Below are 22,512 nucleotides of genomic sequence, written 5' to 3' on the forward strand. Positions count from 1 at the left end.
ATGGTCAGAAAGTTAAAGGTGACAGAATCGAGAATCTGGGGGATGAGCGTCGGGTTTAGCGCGACGAGTGCAACAGCCAGACCATCGACAACAATGGGGTAAATGACCCAGGCTTATACTAACTGCGCAGGAAGCCAGCAACGCCATAAATCATTTGACGGTACAGGCTAATCGTATTTAGCCACTACTTCCATTTCAGATATCAGGAAGTGGATAGTCGATCTTATAGTACGCCTAATTGAATTTTGGCTAAACCAAACGGTATTCCGGCTAAATCCGCCAGAACACTTGTGCTGACCTTTGCAAAAAGAAAATAGCACGATGAAAGCAATTAGAATCCATGCCTTCGGTGGACCCGAAGTGATGAAACTCGACGAAGTTGAACAACCTATTCCCGCTACCGACGAAATCCTGGTGAGGGTATATGCTACTAGTGTTAATCCGGCGGATTATATTATCCGTCAGGGCGGTAACGAGGTGTTGCGGTCTTTTCTGAAATTACCCCTAGGATTGGGGTTGGATGTGGCCGGCGTGGTCGAGCTAATCGGCAGCGCAATTACCCGCTTTAAGGTGGGGGATAAGGTGTATGGCGTCCCAAATTTCCCCGGCGATGGTAGTTATGCCGAATACATTGCAGCCAAAGCCAGCCAGTTTTGGTTGATGCCTCAAAACATCAGCTTTAATGAAGCGGGAGCGCTGCCCTCCTGTGCCTTGATTGCCTGGAATGGCATCGTCGATCTTGGGAACGTTAGTCCAGGAAAACGGGTGCTAATTCACGGGGCAGCTGGTGGGGTCGGTAACCTGGCCGTGCAGTTTGCCAAGGCCAAGGGTGGCTATGTGATTGGAACGGCTTCGGCTCATAATGTTGAATTTTTGACCGAGCTAGGGGCCGACGAAGTGATCGATTACCGCAACCAGCAATTTGAGGAATTATTGCACGACATTGACGTGGTGTTCAATGCCTCGCCGGTCCGCGACGAGAGCGTTCGGATCAAGTCGGTTGAGGTGATGAAGGCAGGTAGTATTTTTGTATGTACGCATCTGGACGAACCCTTTAGCGATGATTTTTTGACCGCACTGGTTCAAAAGAATGCGACAGCCACCCTGGTTGGGCAAGGAAGCGTAACGACCTACACGTCATCCCTGGACGGGGTTACCCAGCTTATTGAGGAAGGAAAAGTAAAAGCCGTGGTGAGCCAGGTATACCCTTTAGAGGAAGTGGCCCAGGCCCACCGCCAAAGCGAAACCAAACACGTACGCGGTAAAATTGTTCTGCAAATACGAAACGAAGACTAGTCCCGTGAAGCGCTTTAAAACCATCAGCGAGTTTCTACAATTCCGACACCTGCCCCGACCGGAGCACCCGCTGATTAGTGTGTTTAAAGTAGAGTCCGTTGAAACTTCGAATCTTCTGAACGAACCAGCGTCCTGGTGTTGCGACTTCTACTGCGTTGCGCTCAAGCGAGTAGCTAGTACCCAGGATGTCAAATTGAAGTATGGGCAGCAAACTTATGATTACGACGAAGGTATTCTATCTTTCGTATCACCAAATCAAGTACTAAGCCTGACTGTTGATCCGAACGCTGTCCAACTCAAACAATCCGGATGGATGCTGCTCATTCATCCGGATTTTCTCTGGAACACCTCCCTGGCCAAAACCATTCATCACCATGATTTTTGGGACTACTCGGTCAGTGAAGCGTTGTTTCTATCCGAAAAAGAAGAGATTCAGCTGGTTACGATTCTCAACACGATTCAGCAGGAGTGCCATTCAAACCTGGATACGTTTAGTAAACGCATCATCGTTTCGCACCTGGAAACCCTGCTCAATTACGCCGACCGCTTTTACCACCGGCAGTTTATCACCCGGGATAAAACCAATCATCAGCTTCTGGAGCAGTTGGAAACGTGGCTAAATGCTTATTTTGACCAGGATGATCTAATTACCAAAGGGTTGCCAGCGGTTGGGCAGATCGCCGATGCCTTACATGTATCGCCTAAATATTTGAGTAGCCTTTTAAAAGCGCTAACCGGACAAACCGCCCAGCAGCACATCCACCAGAAACTAATCGAGAAAGCGAAAGAAAAGCTGTCCACCACGGATCTAACCATTAGCGAGATCGCTTACGAATTAGGCTTTGAGCATCTTCAATCGTTTAGTAAGCTGTTCAAAACAAAAACCAACCAGTCTCCGCTGGCGTTCAGGGCTTCCTTTCATTAACAACTGCCATTGCTCCCAACGTCAACGGACCCGATTGACCACTTTGTATAAATTCACGACTAACCACTTTCTATCCCAACAAATCCTCACTTATCGTTAGTCATCGACAAGATTGTGTATTGCCCTAATGATCTGTTGTAACGGCTGACCGTTGAATGCAATAGGCAGTCACTCGTACCCTTTACGGCAGCTTTATCAAGCGTTGGGCGTGTTGCTTCGCCTTGTTTCTACTTCCTCCTCCGTAAAGCCTGCCGTTCGAAAAGTCTCGTAAAAATAAAACGGCTCAACGTAATTCATCTGTGCATAACAATACGCCAGGGGCGTCAACGGAATGAATTCAGCAGCAAGACCAAAATCGATCTGTACTGAACCCAATTTACTAATCGATAATAGGACCTGACAACCACACGTTGGGAGGAACTGGTAAGCCAGCCATCTCCAACAAAGAGTGTTCAATCGTTAGACTCATCGCATTCAGCGCCAAATCATTCGGTTCGTTCCCAAACGGCTCACTGATCTCTTCCACAATCGCATCCAGTGCCATAAAGGTGTACCCAATGAAGGTAACCATAACCGGCGTCATCCAGCCAATGCTATCGACTAAACCAAACGGCAACATAAAACAGTAAATGTAAACCGTTCGGTGTAGCAAGACATGATAGGGAAAAGGGATAGGCGTGTTTTTGATCCGTTCGCACCCTCCGACAACGGACGAGAGCTTGTCCAGATTTTGATCAATGCCCATTTTGGTGATGGCATCTAGCCGACCCTGTTGTTCCTGTGTCTTTAGCCAAACCGCCATTTCTTTTAAAATGAGAACCGGGATAAACTGACGTTGGAGCAAGGTCGCACTCAGCGAAGTTGGTAAGAGTCGGTTTAGATCCCCAGCCGGGTTTGTGTTTCGAAGCTGATGCTTCAAGGCATAGGCGTTGGCAATAGCGAGCAGAACAAACAGGTTAGTATGGCCGGCCTGACTATCCGCTGAGGTAACATAGGCCAGAACCTGGCGAACAAGCGAGCGACTATCGGTCAACAGGGCTCCCCAAAGCTTACGACCTTCCCAATAGCGGTCATAAGCGGCTGAATTACAGAATCCCAGAAAGATTGCCAAGGCGACACCCACTAATGTAAACGCAGCGGGATTAAGGGCGATTTTATAGTGAAACAGGACACCGTGATACTGGTAGATAAAGACCGAAAACAAGGCGAGTAGTAGCAGTCTGGGCAGAATTTTCGACAGCACTGATCCTCGCCATATGAACAGCATCCGAAGCCAGTTTTCGCGTTTTCTCGTAATCATAGTATGAATCTAAACCAAACCACCGCAAAATTAGGGAAAAGCGGTTTGGCGATTATACCCGATGTTTGCTGTACTTATTTTTCTAATGTACCGACTTCGTTTGCTCGTAGTTTGCTTGTAGAAACGGGGCATTTGACGAGATAAACGAATCTATTTATTGTAAGTAACTTTCAGGTAAGGGTAGTCAACAGTTTCCATTGCCTAGTCGTTTCCTAACGATTTTACTCGCTCGGCTATTCCCTGCCAGGAAAAATTAGTTTTATAGTTTTAGGCTTTCTTTTAACCTGAGTATGGCTTCTTCTTTTCAACACAATGGTGCCCTAGAACAACAGTCTGCTGACCTGCTAGCGACCCAGAAACTGCTCAGAGCTACTTTGGACGCTACCAAAGATATGATTCAGGTCTTTGAAGCCGTGCGAAACGAGCAGGGTGAGATTGTCGATTTCAAATGGATACTCAATAACCACGCTTCCGAGAAAATCTACGGCGATGTACTTGGTAAGAGCCTGTTGACACTCAACCCAGGTGTAGTAGCCGAAGGTATTTTTGCGGCCTTTAAACAAGTAGTCGAAACTGGCGTGCCCCAACAGTACGAGAAGCAGTATGTCCACGAGCAGTTTGATGGCTGGTTTCATCAATCCGTGGTTAAGCTGAATGACGGGGTGACCACCACTACCTCCACGATTACCGACCGCAAGCAGGCCCAAGAACAGATTAAGCATAGTCAGGCATTTTTGCAATCGGTCATCGACAGCTCTCTGGATATCATTCAGGTCTTCAAAGCGGTACGGGATGAGACGGGCAACATCCGGGACTTTGTCTGGGTCATGAACAACCAGAAAGCCCTTAATCAAAACGGGGATGTCATTGGCAAAAGCCTGTTAACAATAAATCCCGGCGTGGTTCAGACCGGGATTTTTGACCACATGATCGAGGTAGCCCAAACGGGTGTGCCTTATGAGCATGAACAGTATTATGCCCATGAGCAGTTTTCGGGCTGGTTCTACCAGGCACTAGTCAAAACAGACGACGGTGTCGCCATGACCACCCGCGATATTAGCCGGCAAAAACAAGCCGAGCAGGAAATTCTTCGCCTGAAAGACGAGCTAACGCAACAGGTAACCGATAAATACCAGGCTCTTTTTAACTCCATCGATCAGGGATTCAATATCATCGAACTAATCTTTGACGACAATGGGCGCGTTGTCGATTACTGGCAACGAGAGCACAACCCGGTCTTTACCCGAATGACGGGAATCAAAGACGCTATCGGCAAACGAATGAGCGAACTGGTGCCTTATGTCGAGCCGGAGTGGCACCAGATGATTCAGGACATCTACTACACCGGTGAGCCGATACGCGTTGACTATCCCGTCGGGGCGCTTGGACAATGGTTTACGGCGTACATGTCGCGGGTGGGTGGCGAAGGCAGTCCGCTGATTGCCTGTGTGTATGATGACATTACCGAACGCAAGCAGCGGGAACAACACCAGGCGTTTCTGCTTCAGCTATCGGACACCTTACGAACGCTGGACGACTTTCAGACCATCGAAAACACCAGCCTGCAAATGCTCTCCGATATGCTGGGCATTGATCGTTCCTACATTGCTACTTCGACTAAAGGGCAAGACCATACCGTAGTTAGAGCGGCTTATAACCCAAGTAGTCTGACTTCCTTGGTAGGCAATTATCGAATGGCTGATTTTTCCGAAGGAATCTACTGGATCGACGAACAGACCTTACTTATTGAAGATATAGCTACGGAGCCTACCCTTTCTGAATTAACCAGAACATCGCTTAAGTCTATTGACCTGGCGGCCCTACTTTCGGTTTCACTACGCGAGGGAGAGCAACCTGAAATGTGGTCGTTTGTTGCAGCCAACTCCAAGCCGAGAAAATGGACGAAAGGGGAAGTAGAGCTAATCGAAACAGTTGCTGAACGCACCTGGGCTGCAATCGAACGAGCTAAAGCCGAGGAAGCCCTTCGCCGGAGTGAAGCCCATCTGGCAACTATTTTTCAGGCGGCTCAGGTCGGCATTTCTGAAATTGACTCTACGGGTCGATTTACCAGGGTCAACGACAAATTATGTCAGTTGCTGGGCCGCTCGTCGGCAGACCTGCTTACGATGAACGTGAGCGATGTAACCTTCGCGGATGATATTCCGACCAGTGAGCAGGCGCTGCAACAACTTATAGATACCCGAGAGCCCGTTTCGCTGGATAAGCGATACGTCGGAGCTGATGGCAAGCTGGTGTGGGCCAACAGTTCGATCTCCCTGCTACCCTTCCTGGATAAGTCGCCCCAAACCATTGTGGTTATTACCGTTGATTTAACCCGCCGTCGGGAGGCCGAAGAATCGTTACGACAAAGTGAAGAGCGCTATCGGACGCTGGTCGAAAACCTGCCCGATTATGCCATCTTTCGGGTTGGGCTAGATGGACTAATCAGCGAGTGGCTGGAGGGGGCGCAACGGTTGACGGGCTATGCCGTTGACGAAATCATCGGGCAGCCTGTTTCTAGCCTGTATACACCGGAAGCGCAGCAAGCAGGTGACCCCACAGATGAACTGAATGAAGCGCTGCAAACGGGACGGGCCGAACACGAAAGCCTGCGGATTCGAAAAACCGGGGAATACTTCTGGGTGAACGAAATTACAACGGCCATTCGGCAGGAGACAGGGCAGGTCGTCGGCTTTACCAAGATCAGTCGGGACATCAGCCGACGTAAACGGGCACAGGAAACGCTCCGCCAACACGAGCAACGAACTCGTCTGGCCGTCGAAGCAGCCGATATGGCGACTTGGGAGTGGCAACTGATCACCGATGAAGTGTACTGGAACGAACAACACTTTCGCCTGCTGGGGATGGAGCCTCAGCAGGAGCCGGTACCTTCAGCGGTATTCATCAGCCATATTCATCCCGATGACCGATCGTGGGTAACGGCGGAATTATTGCGGGTTATTGCGGAACAAACGTTGTTCGATGTCGAATTTCGGATTGTGCGCGATGACGGGGGATTACGTTGGCTTAGTGGCTACGGCCGCGTGACCAAAGTCGAGGCCGATGTTCCTGTTCAGATCAGCGGGGTCATGCTGGATGTTACCGAACGAAAGGAAGCCGAAGAGGCTCTCAAACGCTCCGAAGAACGGCTACAGAAAGCTTTGTCGATCCGAACGGTAGGTGTCATCTACTTTGATTTGGAAGGAACTATCCACGATGCCAATGACGCCTTCGGACGCATGAGTGGCTATACCCGGCGCGACTTTATCGAAGGGCGAGTCCGTTGGGATGAACTGACACCGCCTGAATTCATGGCCGTAACCCGCAACGCCCAGCAGGAGTACCGATTAAAAGGCGAGAATACACCGTATGAAAAGCAGTACCGCCGTCCAGATGGAAGTCACTGGTGGGGCTTATTTGCGGGCAAGCAGTTGGGAAAAGATGACTATATCGAGTTTGTCCTCGACATCAGCGAGAGCAAACAGGCCCAGCAGGCGCTTGAAGAAACCGACCGCCGTAAGGATGAGTTTCTGGCAATGCTAGCCCACGAATTGCGCAATCCGCTAGCCCCGGTCCGCAATGGTATCCAGCTACTGGCCCAGACCCACGCTGATGATCAGGTGCTGGGAACGCTGCTGCCCATTATGAACCGGCAGATGGATCACTTGCTTCGAATGCTGGATGATCTGCTGGATGTGAGTCGCATCAGCCGGGGCAAGATTGAGCTGCGAAAAGAGCGGATAGATTTGACTCAGGTAGTCAACCAGGCAATCGATGCCATACAGACTCTATATACGGACTCCGGTCGGCAGTTAAGCACACAGCTGCCTGCCTATTCGTTGTACGTGGATGGCGATGCGACGCGGTTACACCAAGTAGTGACCAACCTACTAACCAATGGCCTGCGGTATACCAACCAGGGAGGACAAGTCTGGCTCACCCTGGAGCCTGTCGGGGAACAAGCCATACTGCGGGTAGCTGACAATGGCATTGGCATTGCCGCCCACCAATTGGACGCCATTTTCGAGCTATTCGTTCAGGCCGATACATCGCTAGCCCGCTCGCATGGTGGCCTGGGTTTAGGCCTGACGCTGGTAAAAGAACTAACTGCCATGCATGGGGGACGGGTAGAAGCGCACAGTGAGGGCCTTGAACAAGGCAGTGAGTTTGTCGTATATTTACCAATCTTAATGGCTGAATCCGTCGAAAAATGACAACTGGTGTAAACCCACAATCCCCTGTCAGGCGCGTTTTACTCGTCGATGACAATGCGGATGCGAACCTGATTTTGAGTATATCGTTACGATTGAATGGATATGCTGTTCAGTCGTGTATCAGCGGTCAACAGGCACTGGAAATCACGCAAACCTGGACTCCCCACGCTATTTTACTCGACATCAGTATGCCCGGTATGGATGGGTACGAAACTTGTCGTCGGCTACGGGAGCAGCCTGGGGGGGATCAGGCTGTGATCGTTGCGGTAACGGGCTATGGACAGGAAGAAACCCGTCGGCGGACGCGGGAAGCGGGCTTTGATAACCATCTGGTGAAGCCGGTAGATGTAGCCGCTCTGCCGAACTTACTTAGTGAACTTATTGATCAGAAGAATGCCGATGCAGCTATAGATAGCTAATCAATAACTACTTTGCTGCCAAAAATACGGAGACCACATAACGATGGCGATTTATTGTCTGTGAATCGATCTGTGGCTAGACCAGTTATCAAATCTGGATCATTGGTCTTTTTCATCACTTAGCTCCCAACCACTCTACGCTAATGTGGCTAACGACTCGAATTGCAGTACCCAACTTCACGACTCAGCTATAGCCGCTGGACGAGTTATTCGACCAGAAAAAGGCTTATCACAGAACCGACTTTTCCCAGTAGTTGCTAAGCAACGAAAAATGCTGCTGCCAGTCTTTATAATCGGCTGGTTTGACCACAAAGTCATTGCTGGCGCGGTCAAAGGCACTCGTCCTATCCTCCACGTCATTCGAGCGGCTTATCGTAATGACCGGCACCGCATCAAACAGCGGATTGGCTTTGATGCTTTCTAGCAGAGCCAATCCGGCTTCAGCCGTGGGGAGATACAGATCCAGTAAGATCATAACAGGTAGACTTTTCTCGCTCAAGCCATAGGAATCCAGATAAGCCATCGCTTGATCCGCGCTCGAAAGCCAGACGGGCTCTGCTTCCTGAAATTGCTTTGACAGCATCCACCGGATTAGAAACCATTCGTCAACATTGTCCTCAATAACCAGGATAGTTGGTTTGCTAAACTGCGCCAGTATTGATTCAGAATAGGTTGTTGGAGCTAGACTATTTTGCTCGAGTAAGTCAACAATCGTCTGGGTTACCTGGGCTCGGTATTGAGCGAGTTGAATCTTAAATGAACGCATAGGTGGCCGTTTGCTCTTAATGGTGAACTTTATATGTTGCATCCTTGCAATGAGTAACAGCCGAACATTACAAACCAAACGGGAACGAATAGGGTAAGCCAGAAAAGTGAGGAAACGGCAAAACAAAGCAAGCCATTATGGTAACTAGGCTTCAATAAGGCTACGAGAGGTACTTTAGTTAGGCAATGGGTCTTATTATAAACGCTTTAGTCAACGCTTTATCCGTAATTTTCCGACTCTGTTTCTAGCCACCTACTCAAGTATGACTTTGCACGTAACCTCTTCCCCAGGGGATAAACCCTCTAATGACTTCTCCTGTCAACTCGACAGCATTGAAGACGCTTTTGACGCCCTTAATACCCTGGTTGTGGTCGGACAAACCCTACACGGCGCTTACCTAGTCGACCAAGATCATATCTTTACAATACCCGTCGCGGCCTTTGATGGACAGCCTATCGGTGATACCATTGCCAGACTAGAAAAAGAGTGGCAGTATTTATTAGATAAGCCTTCGCCGGATAAGGCTAATAATGCAAATCCGTTTTGGCAGGAGCGAGTCGATTCGCTGACAACTCGTATTCAAAATGCGCAGCGCATGATCGCCAATGTTGAGGGCTTGCTGGCTCGCGCCACTGAATGGAAAGCAGGAGCGCTGAAAACGCATACGGTTAATCGATACACCCGTTACATTATTCGAGAGAAGGCTTACTTGATGAAACTATCGCGCTTGCAGAAAATGGCTCAAGGAAAGCAGGGGGAACCCTAATCTGTGGCGAACCTCAACGAATTTCTCTAAAGCGTATTCATTAAAACAATCTGAAACAAAAAAGCCGGACTCGCTAGTGATGAGTCCGGCTTTTTTGTTAATTCTTGTCGTCTTTTAGCGTTGCCAAAAAGCTAACTACGTCTCGAATTTCTCGTTTACTGAGCAGGTATTTCATATCCGGCATACTCGACGGAGCAGAGGTTCGTTTGGCGATTTGATCCTTCCGAACAATGATGTCAGGATCATCACCACTTTTAAGAACCAGTTCCGAGTCGGTTTCCTTTTGCACAATACCGCTGAGCGTTTTGCCGTCTTTCATATCGAGTATAGCCGTTCCAAAACCAGGGGCTAAACGCGCGCTTGGATTGATAACCGCTTCGAGCAGTTGCTCGCGGGTCAGGCGGCTGGCAACTCCGTTGAGCCGAGGTCCGGCGTTGCCACCCAAATCGTCGTAGGAATGGCAGCGGATGCATTGCGCCGTTTGGTGACGGAAAAAGATGCGTCGGCCTTTGTCGGGTTCACCGCCGAACAGACTGGCCTGGTACGAAGCCAGCACGGCATCGGGCGACTGTTTGCCCAGAATCGCTTTGTGCTTCGCAATCAGTTGGGGCGAGTGCGTCTCAGTGATCGCTTCTTCCAGTTCCAGTGTCACTTCGACGGGTATTTTCCCGGCAGACAGATCAGTCAACAATTGATCGAAGATTGGTTTAGTATTCGCGATCGGCAGTTTTCCCAGCGTGACCAGGGCTGCCTGTTTTTCTTCCGTCGAATGCGTTTTCAGCACGTCGGCCAGTTGAGCCACCATCTGCGCTTTGGGCATGCTGGTTTTGCCAATCAGATCCAGCGCGGCAACCCGCACCCGCTTGTCGCCATCAGCCAGCGCCGTTTCAATCGCTTTCCCGATTTGTTTATCGTTCAACGCAGCCAGTGCCCGCAAGGCTTCCTCCCGAATTTCGGGATCTTTATCGCTTTTCAACCGATCCATCAATACGGGTCCAGCGGTGCTTAACGACAATTTACTGATTGCCCGAATAGCGCTTTTACGAATTGCCACTTCTGAACTGGTAGCCAAACTCGTATACAAATCCGCTGACTTCGTTTTTAGCGAGGCTAAATCACGCGTGATCGGGCCACGGTACCGACCATCCACCCGGTCGAGCAACGATGGTTTGGCCCAGGTGCTCAGGGCGTCCAAGGCTTCGGCCCGTAAGGCTACGGGATTGTTCGTTCCTTTGGCGTACTGCATTAGATTCTGCATCGCTTCGGGCGTTCCCACGCGCAGATTAGCGTTGATGGCCCGGCGAATAAGCGGCTCGTTGGTAAACTTCGTACTGGCGAGCACATTACCCAAAGCGGGCAGCGCCTGCGGAATCGACAGATCGTCGTTGATACCACGGGCCGCTTCAGTTACGATAAACTCGTCGCTATCTTTCAGGAAGTTAGCGATCCCTGGATTATTCATCCGGCGCAGGGCCACAACCGCAGCGATACGCACCGCCCGCGATGGGTGATTCGACAGCGCAATAACGGGCTCCGCTTTACCGATGCGAGCCAGCGCCAGACTACCCGCGTGCCGGAGGTAGGTATCTTCGTCTTTGTTGTCTTCCAGCAACGCAATAATTGGCTGAATCGCAGGTGCGTACGCAATACGACCCAATGCTTCGGCAGCAAAAAAACGCGTACGGCTATTGCTGTCTTTCAGCAGGGGAAGTAAGGCCGCCCCGGCTTCTTTGTACCGCATATCGCCCAGCCAACGAGCAGCCTGCGCCCGAATTTCAGCGTCTTTGTCGGTCAACAGCGGCATCAGGCGTTGCGCGTACTTCGACTCTTTACGAGCCAACTGACTCAATCCCCAGATGCCATGAATACGGGCCAACTGGTGGTCGGTCTGCTGGATCATCTGGCCAAAAGCCGTCGCCCCTGCGTCGCCCCGCTTCACGAGTTCAAACTGCGCTTTCTGCCGGACGCGCATATCCGCATTTTTGAGATAGCTGCTGAGATCACTGATCGACGTTTTACCGAAATCCTGAGCCAGCAGTTTTTTGGTCAATGCCCGTTCGGCCCAGTTCGCTCCGTCTTTATCGTCCAGTTTCCAGATGCGGCCGTAATCTTTCGTATCCCAACCGTTGATCCAGTCGGCTACGTACATAGCGCCATCGGGCCCGAAATCCAGGCCGGTAGCCAGTACATTGCTCAGAATCTTTTTCGACTTGTCCAGCTGGAACGACGCTCCTTTGGGTTTCAGCGTAAACGCGTGGATGCCCGACTGCGCCGGACTACCGACAAATTCAGCGATAAAGAATGTGTTTTTGTATTTCGGACTCAACGCTGTTCCGGGATTGTAAAGCATCCCCGCCGGACCGCTGACAAAGTTGGCCAGTGGCGGTAGGATGTAAGCCGCCTGTCCGTCGAAGCGCGGTTTGTACATCTGCTCATCCATCCAAACTTTATAGGTGTTATTGAGCGGATCACGGTATTTGCCGTACTGCCAGTTGCTCCGCCAGCCCGTATCGGAACCGTTGACGATGTACACCAGCCGCTCTTTTTCGCCGGGGTGATCGCCATCGTTATCTTCGCTAATCAGGTTGCCATATTCGTCAAATACAAATTCATGGGTGTTACGAACACCGTAGGCGAACACCTCAAAGTCGCTACCATCGGGATTGGACCGCACCACGACACCACTGTTCGGATGCTCCCATTTACGACCGTCAGGCCCAGTTCCGTTGAAACCGATATCCCCAATCTGCCAGTAAATCCGACCGTCGGGGCCCATTTCAACCCCCGAAAGGCCATGACCACTGAATCCAACGTGAACACCGTAGCCGTGAGAAAGCGATTTCTTTTCATCCGCAATACCGTCGCCGTTCTTATCGCGCATCCGCCAGAGGTCGGGTGCTACCGCCACGTACAAATCGTTTCCTTCGGCCAGCACCCCGCCCATTACGTCGGTTGTTTCATCGTGAAAATCTTCAACCGCCAGCTTCGACAGGTCGGCGACACCATCGCCGTTCGTGTCTTCCAGCCGAAAGACCTGCTCTTTCTCCACGGTCATGTCACGCCAGTCGTGCGAACCGTCGCCGTTGACGTCTTTCAGCCATTCGTTCTTTTTGCTATTGGCGGGCGAAAGAACCCGGTGCAGAAACGCCCGTTTGTCTTCAACGGTCTGTAAACGGTTCGACTCGATTTCCCAGTCCTGGTGACCGCGAATATCGAATTCAGAATTTTTCTGACGGTTGGTGCGGGTATAATACAGCCGGCCAAGATCGTCAATGTCAATGGCAATCGGGTCGGACACGAGCGAATCGACGCCCCACACATTTAACGTAAGCCCTTCGGCTAATTGAGGTTTGACCAAAGCTTCGACAGCCTTAGCCATTTCAGCCGCTTTTTCGGGAGCCAGCCGCTTGATCCGCTTACTGATCGGATCATCCATGAATCCGGTGAGCCCTATCCAGCCCGTAAGGCCAGCAGCCGCCAGGGGTAAAATTGTTTGTCGAAACGTAAATCGGTTTATCTTTTTCATTCAACGAATCGGTTGCCGGGCCATTGCGTTATCTTTCCCGGTTAAACGCATGCAATCTATTGTAGAAAGTGGTTTTGGCAGTCAATTTACTGCCAAAACCAACTCGTATAACGGCAATCGCTACATTGATTTACCCGTAGCAATTTCCAGCACTTCTTTGTCCGGGTTGTTTTTGATCTGGCAAGCGTTATCGAACATCATCGTAGCGCCCGTTTCGGCCGTGAACTGCGGCCAGTTGGGCAAGCCTTTATGGTTCGGATTTCCGGTACGGGCGAAAGCGATCCAGGCTTTGCTCATTTTATCGGCAAGCGTATGAGCTTCTTTGCCACCCCCCGTCATTTCCTCGCAACGGCTGATGTTGTCAAACACAAACGGTAGCTCCATGCAGTGCATCGATTTGTAAATACCGTCGTTCACCGGTGAATTCCAGGTAAACAGGTACATGTACACCGGAGCCGCTCCCGCAACCGCTTTCTGGCTAGCTTGACGAACCGCTCCGGCCCGGAAATTAATGTCGATGTCCATGTAATCCGATGGTGTTGCCGTTTCGGGGTACGCTTTCTTGACGGCAGTCAGATACGACTCCGTTTTGTCGCCGAACCGTTTCTGAAGGCTGGCTTTGGCTTTCGTCATATCGGTTTCCCGGTTAGCCGGGTTGAATGGACCGAATTCGGTTTTGGTGCTACCCACCAGGAGTGGAATCGATTTGGAAAGGGCCATAGCTGCCTGATCCGAAGGTTGGTAAGGCAGAAAGTTTCCGTCGTGAACGGGTCCCCAACCAAGTCCGAAAGCGGGACGCCCCTCCCCTTTCAAGGTTTCTCCTACTTTGCGTAGGGCTTTTTTACCAGCTGCGTTCAGGCGCTCGTACGAAATCGTTTGCAACGAATCGATCTGAGTTGGTTTAAGGTTCAGTTCATCCAGCAGGGCCGCGCTTACTTTTTTGGTGATGTCGCTTTCGGTGAAACTGGTCAGGTAACTACCGCTCTGCACAATTGCTTTCTGGAACAAGCCTTTTGCGGAGGGCGCATTCATCAAACTAGTTACTTTGCCGCCCCCACCCGACTGACCAAAGATGGTCACGTTGCTGGGATCACCGCCAAATTGAGCGATGTTTTGCTTGACCCATTGCAGCGACGCGACCAAATCCATCAGACCCGCGTTGGCCGAATTTTTATACTTATCCCCATAAGCTGATAAATCCAGGAAGCCTAGAATGTTCAGGCGATGGTTTACGGTGACGACCACTACATCGCCTTTCTTGGCTAGATTTTCACCGTCGTAAGAAGGCAGTTCAACCGAAGAACCCGACGTAAAGCCACCCCCGTGAAACCAAACCATGACCGGTCGTTTTTTACTGCTGTTAACTTCCGGCGACCAAACGTTCAGGCTCAGGCAGTTTTCGTTCGTGTAGCCCCAGTCGTGGTGAAACGGAAATTCGATTTCGTCGTAAACCGTCGTTGTCGGGTCCATCGGGCATACGGGTCCATAGGTCATCGAACTGCGCACGCCCGTCCAAGAATCGGGTTTAGCAGGGGCCATAAACCGATCGGCCTTAGCGTACGGAATGCCTTTGAAGGTAAACGTACCGTTGTGAATATAGCCTTTAACTTGGCCGGATTCGGTAGGAACGGTAGCGATTCCTTTCCCGGCAACGATCGGCGCGGAAGTGGTTTTGCTGCTTTGTGCATTGGTCATCAGCGGTAGCGACAATGCCATTAAGCCGATCAAAATAGTTTTGTTTTTCATGAGTTTTATGTAGGAAGATTATTGTTTGCTCATCTGTTTGTACAGGAAATCGAGAGAAGCCGCGTCCGGCAACGGTTCAGCCGTAACGGTAGAGCCAAGCGAGACAATACGTTTGTTATCCACGGAGTAAGCGGGCCAATTCGGTAAACCCTTCCCGTTGGGATTTCCCATTTTTATAAAGTTTACCCAGTAGGCCGACATGGTCGTTGCCAGTTTCTGGTCTACCGGTTCCAAGGGCCGGAGCTGACGATCAATGAAACGCAGGTTGTCGTAGGCATACGCTACTTCGCCGGTATGGAAAGCGCCGTAATGCGCATATTCACCCGTTGCCGGCAGCTTTCGGGTAAAGCGGTACACGTACACGGGATTGCCCTGCTTACTCTGGATATTGGCCCAAGTGTAATTCTGAGCGCCGAAGATCATGTCTCTGGAGATGTGTATCTGTGAAGCTGCGGCTTCAGCATCCGTATTTCCCGGATAAAATTGGAGTAGCTCTTGAGCTTGCGGACCGTATTGCTGCTCAATCTGCTTCCGGTACTCGTCGGCCTTTTTTGGCGGACCGAAGGCCATTCCTTCGTCCTGATTCCAGCCGGTTAGCAAGGCCACGTTATTTTGTTTATTAGCCGCAAAAATCTCAGCAATCGACTGAGGGAGAATGTAGCCGTCGATAATGGGGCCGCGTCCCTGCGCTTTTTTGAGAATTTCTTCGGCGGGTAAGGCCCGTAGTTCAGCCAGTGACGAAGCGCCCAACGATTGCGCCATCTTTACGCCTGTTTCTTCGGCTTGCTGAAGCTTTGGATACGGGCGGGCAAACCCAGCACCGCTTTCGGCAATCGCTTTTTTGAATAAGTTCCGGGCTGCCGGAGAAGCCACCAGACAGTTGACACTCATGGAGCCAGCCGACTGTCCGGCAATCGTTACGTTATCGGGATCACCACCGAACTGAGCGATGTTTTGCTTGACCCATTGCAGCGACGCAATTTGATCCATCAGCCCGTAATTACCCGATGCGTCCCTGCCTGATTCTTTTGTCAGATCCGGGTGCGCAAAGAAACCGAACGGTCCTACCCGATAGTTGATGCTGACAAAAACGACGCCTTTTTTGGCCGTCGCTTCGCCGTCGTAAATGGGAACACCACTGCCCCCACTATTAAAGCCGCCACCGTATATCCAGACTAGTACGGGAAGCCGGTTGGACGTGTTTTTTTTATCCGCTGATTTCGCACTCGTCCATACATTCAGGTACAGGCAGTCTTCGCTAATTGGCTCCTTGGGAATAAGGTACTCCGCACTCCAGGGGCCGAATGGGTTGGGCGTTCCCTGCATCGGACTGGCCCCGAACGCATCGCACGAACGAACACCCGACCACGGTTTCACGGGTTGGGGCGCTTTCCAGCGCAAGTCGCCGGTGGGCGGAGCAGCAAACGGAATACCTTTGAAAATTCGTACATCGCCGTCTTTATTCACGGTCCCCGAAATAAGGCCGCCCGTAATAGAAATGGTTTCTGGTAAGCTGGGCATGGCCCCGGCTACTGTGACGAGGAGGCCAACCAGAAGGATGGGTAGTCGCCTGTACAAAAGGGGTAGTTTCATAAAAAAGAGGTTTAGTTAGGGATGATGTCTACGATAACCCGTTTGTAGCGAGTCAGCGCGGGCGCACCTTTATCGGTAACTTTCAGAATAAAATGTACCGTCTGTGGTTTATCGACCGCTGGTGCCGTTACGGGCAAATCGTACAGCTTATGTGAGTAAGGCCGGAAGCTGATCGGGCCGGTGTAGGTTCCGGCTTCGGGGTAATAAAACCACCGGTAACTCATTGAATCACCATCGGGGTCTGTAGTGCCCGCAGCGTTTACATGAAAAACCTGCCCCGATTTGACTGTCAGATGATCGGCGTGCGCCAAGGCAGGTACGGGTGGGTGATTAGCTGCGGTATAGGGCTTGGTACACCAATCCATACGAGCCGCAAAGTCGTTCTGGAACTCCTGACGCCAGCGCCATATCGTAACCTGGTTAGTCTGATACGTTTTTTTGTCTAGGTCTGATACAACGGAGTCGGCGGCATTCGTCCAGAAGGGTCGCGTTTCGGGTTCGTCTTTTGGCCAGTTCGGACGGACGAACGCAGGGGTTGTTTGCGAAAAAGCAGGGGTGTATAGTTTGTAACGACCGCCCCACCCGCCATAAGACGGCTTTTCCGGTTCGTTCAGTCCGTTTGGAATTAAGCCCATAAAGGCGGGGGAATCACCTTCCATTCCATACGCTACATCCGGGTAAGCCGCGCCCAGTGGCCCGTGCCCCTGCTGAATATGCTCCGCCAGCCAACTGTCGCTGATCACATCGTTGTTGGCTCCGGAAGTTTCCATGTTGATACCTCGCCAGGTTGCCTGACCGTACGAATAGCCGGGGCTACAAATAAAAAAAACGTCGGGAAAGGTTTTGCGAATCCAGGGGCCGGAGTCGTCCTGATCCGAAATGGTGTAAACGCGAAGTTTGCGGTAAAGCTGCTGCGCTTGTTGCGCCGATCTGGTTTTTCTGATTTTCCAGAGCGCCTGAGCCAATGTATTGGGTCCACCCCAGACCGATACCCATAAAGGCCGCTGATCTGGTTTTTCCAACAGCGAAATAATCCATTCGGAACCTTCCGAGTCGTGCCCCTCTCCTACGCCCGCCATGCCATAAACGGGAAGCCCTTTTTTGATTTTGGTTCGTAAAGTTGCCGCTGTGGGATAGCCCGGTTCGTGTTTCAACAGGTTAGGCTGGACTTTCTCGTAGGTGTTCACCAGCTGATGAATGGTTTCGGGAGCGACCCGCGTTTTCTGGTGAATCGACGTAGTTGCGACTAACCCCTCGGTGTCCCACTGATTGGCGTACGTCAAAAAACGAATCAGTGATTGTGAATCGTCGGGGTCCGCTTCAATATCGGTCAGTACCAACAGTCTGATTTTTCGCTCCGTCGGCATTGCCTTAGTGGGCTTATCCCCCGGAGGTACCAAAGCAGAGACGAGCAAAAGCACAATGCACCATCCTGACAGCGATATTTTCATGCTAACCATTAAAGAACCGTGACCCCGTTTGCTTTCAAAATCTTGCTAAAAAACAGCACCTGATACGGCAACGCGTTTTCCCAGTATTCCCAGGTATGCGCACCGGGCCGTTCGGTATAGTCGTGCGGAGTTTTGTTTTCGACCAGCTGCCGGTGCAGATCGCGATTACCCTCAATCAGAAAATCATCGACGCCGATATCGAAAATCAATGGCAGGTTGTTCGCTTTGAGCTGACTGGCGAGCGTCACCATGGTATAACCCGGATAAGGCGCGTCGCCTTCTTTTGGTAGACCGAGCAGCTTGACGAAGTTTTCGGAGCGAGACTTGGCAAAATCAGCCGGTACTTTCCAGGTCGCGGTGTTGATGTTCATAACCCCGCTCATACTCCCCGCAGCCGCGTACAGATCAGGATGACGGCTTGCAATAAACATCGCCCCGTGACCGCCCATTGACAAACCAGCGATGATGCGTCCTTTCTTGTCCCGAACGGTACGGTAGGTTTCGTCAATTTTAGACAGCAGTTCTTTGGCAATAAACGTCTCGAACTGACTGTTTTTGACCAGTGGACTGTCATAGTAGTAGCTGGTCGGATCGCCATCGGGTGTAACAATGATCAGGTTATATTGATCGGCCAGCCGATGCAGCAAGGTCTTGTCGGGCACTTTCGTCAGCCAGTCACGGAAACTGCCGGTACCGCCATGGAGTAAATACAAGACCGGGAAGGGTTGCTTTTTCGCTTTTCGGTACGCTTCCGGCAGTACGACAGCCGCCCGCAGTGTTCGGTTCATGCTCGCACTGGGCACCTCCAGTGTGTCAACTCTGGCGGCCCATGTGGGCAGTGTCATTAGACAAAGGAATAGAAATTGCAGTGTTCGGGTACGGGTTTTCGGCATGATTTCATTGAACAGCGGTTCCGTTTTCTTTTAAGACGTTACTAAAAAACAAGACGTGGTTGGGGAGGGAAGCTTGCCAGTAGTCCCAGGTGTGACCACCGGGTCGTTCGGCGTACTGATGGGGCGTCTGGTTGAGCGTCAATCGCCGGTGTAGCTCCCGGTTTGCTTCGATCAGAAAGTCGTCCGTGCCACAATCGAAAATCAACTTTAGTCCATTCGTTTTCATCCGGTCGGCCATGTTAATCACCGAATAAGAAGCCCACCCATCCGGAGACTGATCGAAGGGGCCTAAAATCGTTTCAAACTGTGCTTTAATGTCTTTGGTAATACCGGGCGTAAGTATCCAGCCATGCATATCAGGATTCAAAGCCGCACTCATGCCGCCTGCCGCGCAGTAAAGCTCTGGATGAAGAGTCGACAGGTGTAACGCGCCGTAACCGCCCATCGACAAACCCGCAATGACCCGGCCTCTACGGTCGGGGATGGTGCGGTAGGTGTTGTCGATTTTGTCGATGACTTCTTTGGTGATGTAGGTTTCGAACTGGCTTTTTTTATTGACTGGACTGTCCAGATAATAGCTAAATGCTTCGCCTTCGGGCATCACAATGATGATGTTGTGCTCATCCGCCAACCGGTGCAACAAGGTTTTGTCGGACGTTTTTGTAGGCCAATCCGTAAAGTGCCCGAAACCACCGTGCAGTAAATACAGGACCGGGAACCTGGTTTTGTTCTTGATCGCATCCGCCGACGAGTAGGATTCCGGCAAAACAACGGCGGCTCGAAACTCTTTTTTCATAACCGCACTAGGTATGTCCACGGTGTCTACTTTACGGACAAATAAGGGTAGTATCAGGAAAAAGCTAAGAACAAAAGACAGCATTGCGCATCAATCTTATCCGGGTATTTACTGAGCTACAGTCCCGTTTTCTCTTAAAACCTTCTGAAAAAACAGAACGTGATACGGCAGTGAGTTTTGCCAGTACGCCCAGGTATGAGCGCCGGGCCGCTCGGTGTAGTCATGGTCAACTTTGCTGTAGACCAACCGGCGATGCAGCTCCCGATTCGGTTCGATCAAGAAATCGTCAACGCCACAGTCGATAACCAGTTTCTGGCCGTTGGCTTTGATTTTGTCTACCAGATTAACCACCGAGTTTGCCGCATAATTATCGGGTATCGAACCCAATGGTCCCAAAATCCGGGCGAATCCCGGTTCGATGGCTTTTTCGAAATCAGGATTGATGCGCCAGGTCTTATAATTCAAATCCAACGCTCCGCTCATGCTACCAGCCGCGCAGTATAGTTCCGGATGACGAGTCGCCAGATACAAAGCCCCGTGCCCACCCATCGACAAACCCGTAATAACCCGTCCTTTGCGGTCACGGACCGTGCGGTACGTGTTGTCAATTTTATCGACAACTTCTTTGGCGATATACGTTTCGAACAGATTGTCTTTTTGAACCGGACTGTCCAGATACCCGCCGAGCCGTTCCCCTTCGGGCATCACCACAATGAGATTATACTGATCGGCTAGTTTTTGAACGAGCAACTTATCGGGCGTTTGCTTAAGCCAGTCGCTGAACTGTCCGCCACCACCATGCAACAGATACAGCACAGGGTAAGCCGTTTTGTTTTTGGTTGCATCCGCGGAGCGATACGCTTCGGGGAGTACCACGGCCGCGCGCATCGTTCGTTTCATGGCCGCACTTGGTATGTCCAGCGAATCGACTTTGGCGCTAAAAGCCAGAAAAGGAACAACTTGTAGAAGACTATAAACAAATAAGGAGGTTAAGCGCATGGTTCTGATTGAATCGTACGGGCATGGAATAATCAGCAAAGGCAAGTACCACTTTCCTTTGCGTTAAAAGTACGCAAAGATGCGTTAACTTCGGAAAACGCAAAGCCTTTATGGTAAAATTTTACGATAAACTATAACCATACAGTTCGTAATATGGCCCATACAGCCTTAATTAGGCATTTTTAATATGATTTTCCCAATGTGCTCGCTGCTTTCCAGCAGGGTTTGCGCGTTGGCGGCTTCGGCGAGCGGAAACGTACGATATACAACCGGTTTGAACTGACCACTGGCTACCAACGGCCACACATGTTCTTCAACCGCAGCGGTCAGAGCTGCTTTAAATTCGGCATCGCGTGGTTTTAGCATACTCCCACTGATCGTAATGCGCTTCTTCATCAGAGTAGGAATGTGAATCTGGCTGTCGGCCCCCTTCATCGAATTAATAAACATCAGCCGGCCATCCATAGCCAGTAGCCGCAGGTTTTTGGGCGTATAACTCCCTCCTACCATATCCAGAATAACGTTGATTCCGATATTGCTAAGAACCTCTTCAAAATCTTCGCGCTTGTAATTAATGCAACGCACTGCGCCCAGTTGCTCACAAACAACGCATTTTTCGTCGCTCCCCGCCGTAGCATAGACTTTCGCGCCAAACGCCTTCGCCAGTTGAATCGCAGTTACGCCGATGCCGCTACTACCACCGTGAACCAGCAAGGTTTCTCCCGCGCTTAAGTGTCCCCACCCAAAAACCGTTGACCAAACCGTCATCACCGTTTCGGGTAAGGAAGCGGCCTGAACAAAATCGAGATTTGTCGGTACGGGAAGGCAATGACGCTCATCGACGGCCACGTATTCGGCGTAGCCACCGTCCCTAATCAGCGCACACACCGCCTGACCGACCTGCCAGCGAGTAGCTCCCGGCCCGCATTGTTCTACGGTTCCTGCTACTTCCAGACCGGGTATCTGACCCGCCGGACTAGCACCGTAACCGCCCTGTCGCTGATGAATGTCACTCCGATTGACACCGGCTGCCCGTACGCGTATGAGCACCTGTCCTGCTTGAGGTTTGGGCGTAGGTTGTTCCTGAAGTTGAAGAACTGAACTGTCGCCGGGTTGAGTAATGATGATTGCTTTCATAACTCAATAACTGCAAACGAGCGTAATTGTCCGGAACATGGAATGATCGTGTGCCATTGCAGCACGCCAAACTAAACACTTACCGCGCTAGGTGGTAGTTACTGAAAACAACCCAACTCCGATGAACCCAGCTACTCAACCTGACTCCAACGCGACGGATGCGCTACGGAAGCAACTCATTACCTTACTCAGAAAAAGTGAAGCTCATCAATCGTTCGATGACGCGATCAAAAATTTACCGGCTGAACTGCGGGGTATAAAGCCTGATAATTTGCCGTATAGCATCTGGCAGTTGGTTGATCATATTCGCATAGCCCAATGGGATATTCTCGAATTTTCCCGTGACCCTAATCACCAGTCGCCCGATTGGCCCGAAGGCTATTGGACGAAGGAACTACAGCCATCGGACGAAGCAGCCTGGGAGCAAGCGTTGAATCAAATCCGGCAAGATCGAGACGCGTTTATTGACCTTCTCAATGACCCGGAACGAGATTTGTACGAGCCTTTTGCCTATGGACAGGGACAAAACTTACTACGGGAAGCCCTCCTCATTGCAGACCACAACGCGTATCACGTCGGCGAAATCATTATCATCCGGCGACTATTGAATGCGTGGCAAAGCTAGCGACATATGCTTTTTTCGGATGGTCAAGAGCGGACGATAACGTCCGTGCGATACGGTCAA

The 22,512-nt window shown here is 50.9% G+C and carries 16 protein-coding genes; 6 read left to right on the forward strand and 10 right to left on the reverse strand.

Features of this window, described 5'->3' with window-relative positions:
* The first annotated feature begins 321 nt into the window (after window positions 1-321).
* The gene (locus LQ777_RS25480; protein WP_232563263.1) at window positions 322-1,296 is read left to right on the forward strand and encodes an NADP-dependent oxidoreductase; all 975 of its coding nucleotides are present in this window, start codon (window positions 322-324) and stop codon (window positions 1,294-1,296) included.
* A 4-nt stretch (window positions 1,297-1,300) separates the two neighbouring features.
* A complete protein-coding gene (locus LQ777_RS25485) occupies window positions 1,301-2,221 on the forward strand; it encodes a helix-turn-helix domain-containing protein (RefSeq protein ID WP_232563264.1) in 921 nt (306 codons plus the stop codon).
* A 379-nt stretch (window positions 2,222-2,600) separates the two neighbouring features.
* Here LQ777_RS25485 and LQ777_RS25490 read toward each other — a convergent pair whose 3' ends face one another.
* Window positions 2,601-3,521, reverse strand: coding sequence for a bestrophin family protein (locus tag LQ777_RS25490; protein WP_232563265.1), 921 nt, complete (start codon window positions 3,519-3,521; stop codon window positions 2,601-2,603).
* Between the two features lie 290 nt (window positions 3,522-3,811).
* Between LQ777_RS25490 and LQ777_RS25495 the strand changes: the two genes are divergently transcribed.
* Complete coding sequence (locus tag LQ777_RS25495; protein ID WP_232563266.1) at window positions 3,812-7,735, forward strand: PAS domain S-box protein; 3,924 nt, start codon at window positions 3,812-3,814, stop codon at window positions 7,733-7,735.
* Complete coding sequence (locus LQ777_RS25500) at window positions 7,732-8,154, forward strand: response regulator (protein ID WP_232563267.1); 423 nt, start codon at window positions 7,732-7,734, stop codon at window positions 8,152-8,154. The genes LQ777_RS25495 and LQ777_RS25500 overlap by 4 nt, the downstream gene beginning before the upstream one ends.
* Window positions 8,155-8,383: 229 nt before the next feature.
* On the opposite strand, the gene LQ777_RS25505 is transcribed toward LQ777_RS25500, so the two are convergent.
* A complete protein-coding gene (locus LQ777_RS25505; RefSeq protein WP_232563268.1) occupies window positions 8,384-8,920 on the reverse strand; it encodes a response regulator in 537 nt (178 codons plus the stop codon).
* A gap of 262 nt (window positions 8,921-9,182) precedes the next feature.
* On the opposite strand from LQ777_RS25505, the gene LQ777_RS25510 reads away from it, so the two are divergent.
* Complete coding sequence (locus LQ777_RS25510) at window positions 9,183-9,686, forward strand: hypothetical protein (RefSeq protein ID WP_232563269.1); 504 nt, start codon at window positions 9,183-9,185, stop codon at window positions 9,684-9,686.
* Between the two features lie 97 nt (window positions 9,687-9,783).
* On the opposite strand, the gene LQ777_RS25515 is transcribed toward LQ777_RS25510, so the two are convergent.
* The 8 genes from LQ777_RS25515 to LQ777_RS25550 all read right to left on the reverse strand — a co-directional run bounded on the left by LQ777_RS25515 (window position 9,784) and on the right by LQ777_RS25550 (window position 21,827).
* On the reverse strand, window positions 9,784-13,212 hold the full coding sequence (locus LQ777_RS25515) for a HEAT repeat domain-containing protein (protein ID WP_232563270.1): 3,429 nt from the start codon (window positions 13,210-13,212) through the stop codon (window positions 9,784-9,786).
* Between the two features lie 120 nt (window positions 13,213-13,332).
* Window positions 13,333-14,958, reverse strand: coding sequence for a carboxylesterase/lipase family protein (locus LQ777_RS25520; RefSeq protein WP_232563271.1), 1,626 nt, complete (start codon window positions 14,956-14,958; stop codon window positions 13,333-13,335).
* Window positions 14,959-14,976: 18 nt separating this feature from the next.
* A complete protein-coding gene (locus tag LQ777_RS25525; RefSeq protein ID WP_232563327.1) occupies window positions 14,977-16,479 on the reverse strand; it encodes a carboxylesterase/lipase family protein in 1,503 nt (500 codons plus the stop codon).
* Between the two features lie 83 nt (window positions 16,480-16,562).
* Window positions 16,563-18,002: a nucleoside hydrolase-like domain-containing protein gene (locus LQ777_RS25530; RefSeq protein WP_232563272.1), complete on the reverse strand. Its 1,440-nt coding sequence runs from the start codon at window positions 18,000-18,002 to the stop codon at window positions 16,563-16,565.
* An 8-nt stretch (window positions 18,003-18,010) separates the two neighbouring features.
* Window positions 18,011-18,847, reverse strand: coding sequence for an alpha/beta hydrolase (locus LQ777_RS25535; protein ID WP_232563273.1), 837 nt, complete (start codon window positions 18,845-18,847; stop codon window positions 18,011-18,013).
* Between the two features lie 52 nt (window positions 18,848-18,899).
* Window positions 18,900-19,775: an alpha/beta hydrolase gene (locus LQ777_RS25540; protein ID WP_232563274.1), complete on the reverse strand. Its 876-nt coding sequence runs from the start codon at window positions 19,773-19,775 to the stop codon at window positions 18,900-18,902.
* 24 nt (window positions 19,776-19,799) lie between these two features.
* Complete coding sequence (locus tag LQ777_RS25545) at window positions 19,800-20,690, reverse strand: alpha/beta hydrolase (protein WP_232563275.1); 891 nt, start codon at window positions 20,688-20,690, stop codon at window positions 19,800-19,802.
* A gap of 168 nt (window positions 20,691-20,858) precedes the next feature.
* Window positions 20,859-21,827: an NAD(P)H-quinone oxidoreductase gene (locus tag LQ777_RS25550; RefSeq protein ID WP_232563276.1), complete on the reverse strand. Its 969-nt coding sequence runs from the start codon at window positions 21,825-21,827 to the stop codon at window positions 20,859-20,861.
* A gap of 121 nt (window positions 21,828-21,948) precedes the next feature.
* Here LQ777_RS25550 and LQ777_RS25555 point away from each other — a divergent pair, with 121 nt between their 5' ends.
* Window positions 21,949-22,452, forward strand: coding sequence for a DinB family protein (locus tag LQ777_RS25555; RefSeq protein ID WP_232563277.1), 504 nt, complete (start codon window positions 21,949-21,951; stop codon window positions 22,450-22,452).
* Window positions 22,453-22,512 lie beyond the last annotated feature (60 nt).

The organism is Spirosoma oryzicola, assembly GCF_021233055.1.
Classification (GTDB): domain Bacteria; phylum Bacteroidota; class Bacteroidia; order Cytophagales; family Spirosomataceae; genus Spirosoma; species Spirosoma oryzicola.

Excerpts from the sequence above, each read along its gene's own strand:
- LQ777_RS25545 (WP_232563275.1), bottom strand. The coding sequence starts at position 20,690 with ATGCGCTTAACCTCCTTATTTGTTTATAGTCTTCTACAAGTTGTTCCT.
- LQ777_RS25540 (WP_232563274.1), bottom strand. The coding sequence starts at position 19,775 with ATGCTGTCTTTTGTTCTTAGCTTTTTCCTGATACTACCCTTATTTGTC.
- LQ777_RS25510 (WP_232563269.1), top strand. The coding sequence starts at position 9,183 with ATGACTTTGCACGTAACCTCTTCCCCAGGGGATAAACCCTCTAATGAC.
- LQ777_RS25515 (WP_232563270.1), bottom strand. The coding sequence starts at position 13,212 with ATGAAAAAGATAAACCGATTTACGTTTCGACAAACAATTTTACCCCTG.
- LQ777_RS25535 (WP_232563273.1), bottom strand. The coding sequence starts at position 18,847 with ATGACACTGCCCACATGGGCCGCCAGAGTTGACACACTGGAGGTGCCC.
- LQ777_RS25490 (WP_232563265.1), bottom strand. The coding sequence starts at position 3,521 with ATGATTACGAGAAAACGCGAAAACTGGCTTCGGATGCTGTTCATATGG.
- LQ777_RS25495 (WP_232563266.1), top strand. The coding sequence starts at position 3,812 with ATGGCTTCTTCTTTTCAACACAATGGTGCCCTAGAACAACAGTCTGCT.
- LQ777_RS25520 (WP_232563271.1), bottom strand. The coding sequence starts at position 14,958 with ATGAAAAACAAAACTATTTTGATCGGCTTAATGGCATTGTCGCTACCG.
- LQ777_RS25550 (WP_232563276.1), bottom strand. The coding sequence starts at position 21,827 with ATGAAAGCAATCATCATTACTCAACCCGGCGACAGTTCAGTTCTTCAA.
- LQ777_RS25530 (WP_232563272.1), bottom strand. The coding sequence starts at position 18,002 with ATGAAAATATCGCTGTCAGGATGGTGCATTGTGCTTTTGCTCGTCTCT.
- LQ777_RS25480 (WP_232563263.1), top strand. The coding sequence starts at position 322 with ATGAAAGCAATTAGAATCCATGCCTTCGGTGGACCCGAAGTGATGAAA.
- LQ777_RS25505 (WP_232563268.1), bottom strand. The coding sequence starts at position 8,920 with ATGCGTTCATTTAAGATTCAACTCGCTCAATACCGAGCCCAGGTAACC.
- LQ777_RS25525 (WP_232563327.1), bottom strand. The coding sequence starts at position 16,479 with ATGCCCAGCTTACCAGAAACCATTTCTATTACGGGCGGCCTTATTTCG.
- LQ777_RS25500 (WP_232563267.1), top strand. The coding sequence starts at position 7,732 with ATGACAACTGGTGTAAACCCACAATCCCCTGTCAGGCGCGTTTTACTC.
- LQ777_RS25555 (WP_232563277.1), top strand. The coding sequence starts at position 21,949 with ATGAACCCAGCTACTCAACCTGACTCCAACGCGACGGATGCGCTACGG.